Origin of the sequence: Henriciella mobilis (assembly GCF_003576285.1) — a bacterium.
Lineage (GTDB): Bacteria > Pseudomonadota > Alphaproteobacteria > Caulobacterales > Hyphomonadaceae > Henriciella > Henriciella mobilis.
On record NZ_QWFX01000009.1, the window covers coordinates 1 to 1,607 of the forward strand.

Consider the following 1,607-nt stretch of genomic DNA (forward strand, 5'->3'; position numbering starts at 1 on the left):
GGCGCCCCGCCGCCGCCACCACCGCCGCCGCCTCCGCCACCGCCGCCGCCGCCACCGCCGCCGCCTCCACCGCCTCCGCCGCCGCCACCGCCGCCGCCGGAAGAGGTTGAGGAAGCGCCGGTCGCAGCCTGCTCGACGCTGAACCAGGCCTTCGTGGTCTACTTCGAGTGGGACAGCTCCGACCTGACGAGCCAGGCCGCTGCGGTGATCGACCAGGCCGTTGCCAACATCCGGGCGCGTGAAGACTGTGCCCCGGGCTCGGTGACGATTGTTGGTCACACCGATACGTCGGGTGCGGCGACCTACAACGCTCGCCTGTCGCAGCGCCGTGCGGCTTCTGTTGCCACAGCGCTGACGTCGCGTGGCATCGGGTCTGACATGATCTCGACCGAAGGCCGCGGTGAGAACGATCTCGCCAAGGCGACGCGCGACGGTGTTCGCGAGCCGCTGAACCGTCGTTCGGAAGTCACGATCATCGTCCGCTAGGACGCCGATCCGACAACCAGAAACAGGAATGGCCCGGCAATGCGCCGGGCCATTTTTTTATGGCGCAGACTGTTGGAAACTCCGGGGATGATTGGGGCCGAGGGCGGTCATGAAGCCAAAGTAGAAGGTCGCTGCGGACGTTCGGGGTCGCCGAGCGCTCCGATTTCGGCCGGGCCAGGCCGCAAACCTGCAAATAATTTCATATAAAAGTCGTTTTCTCGCCCTCGTCTACGGAACAAATCTTCTATAGACGAGTAGTCATACGGAATGGTCCGTAAGTCTCTGCGGCCGGTGGGCAATAGTGCCCATGCGGCTCACAAAAGGGGATGAGTATGAAAAAGACTCTGATGTGCGCGACAGCTGCGGCCGCTATGGCGTCGGCAGGTAATGTCGCTATAGCGCAGGACGGCTGGTATGGCCGTGCTGATCTCGGTTACAGTTTCGACGGCACGCTGGATCACGATCCAGAAGCCGATTCGCTTTACTCCCTCGGGGGTGATTCCAGCCTCGATGGCGGTCTGGTCGGTGGTCAGCTTGGCCTCGGCTATGGTTTCGACAATGGCTTCCGCCTTGAATCGACGATTGGTTACCGTGGCGGATCGCTCGATCCGGACGGCGTGATCAATGGCGGCCCGCCGGTCGATTCTGCGATTTACCGTTACGATGCAGGTTCCGACGGCAAGATCGGTATCTGGGACCTGATGTTTAACGGTCTTTACGATTTCAACCCGGAAGGCCAGGTCCAGCCCTATCTCGGTGCTGGTATCGGCCTTGCCCAGGTTGACGCCAAGGCCTTCAGCCTGAGCGCGCTCCTGCCCGACGATACGCCTGTCACGGTTAATGGCTTCAGCGATTCCGACACGTCGATCGCTTACCAGCTTCTGGCCGGTGTTGGTTATGATGTGACCGATCAGATCACACTCGACCTCGGCTACAAGTTCTTCGTCGCCGAAGATCTGGACTTCGCGGGCCGCGGCCCGGGAACGGCCGGCAATCCCCGGATTCCGGTGGCCTATGAAGGGGCATACCGCGATCACAGCGTGACGGTTGGTCTGCGGTACCAGTTCGGCGCCCCGCCGCCGCCACCACCGCCGCCGCCTCCGCCACCGCCGCCGCCGCCA

The 1,607-nt window shown here is 63.1% G+C and carries 2 protein-coding genes; both read left to right on the top strand.

The window, feature by feature from the left end; translation table 11 throughout:
• Positions 1-486: OmpA family protein (locus D1223_RS09285; RefSeq protein WP_147372754.1), on the top strand; the 486-nt coding region annotated here is incomplete at its 5' end.
• A gap of 332 nt (positions 487-818) precedes the next feature.
• The coding region (locus tag D1223_RS09290; RefSeq protein ID WP_233353115.1) for an outer membrane protein at positions 819-1,607 on the top strand (789 nt) is incomplete at its 3' end.